This window comes from Shewanella litoralis, assembly GCF_009828585.1.
GTDB classification, from domain to species: Bacteria; Pseudomonadota; Gammaproteobacteria; order Enterobacterales; family Shewanellaceae; genus Shewanella; species Shewanella litoralis.
This window is the reverse complement of the sequence record NZ_WSRZ01000163.1, coordinates 1-278: the sequence shown is the minus strand read 5'-3', so window position 1 is coordinate 278 and position 278 is coordinate 1. Positions and strand designations below refer to the sequence as shown.

Here is a 278-nt window from a genome sequence, read left to right as displayed (position 1 = left end):
CTGAAGTCATCGGTGCATGTCGAGCTCCTAGGAACTCGTTAAACTTCTGGGAAAATGTAACTGCCAATCAAGAACTGGCACTCGCAGCTTAATTAACTGCGACGTTCCTCCACCTGAGGCCCGCGGGGGTGGAATGGCGCGATGCAGCGGGCTGGTTCCACGCCGGTGCTCAGCGGCGTGGGACGAGACAATCCTGGGCTAGCGGCTGTTCTAAGCCTGCCGGTGGGCGTGGACGGTTGCGAAACTGAAACTATCGGCTACACATGTAGATGCGGTGC

Annotated in this window: 1 other RNA gene; it reads left to right on the top strand. The window is 57.9% G+C overall.

Annotation, left to right across the window (positions count from 1 at the left end):
* The first annotated feature begins 7 nt into the window (after positions 1–7).
* Positions 8–277, top strand: a transfer-messenger RNA (tmRNA) gene (gene ssrA, locus GQA99_RS20485).
* The last annotated feature ends 1 nt before the right edge of the window (position 278 follow it).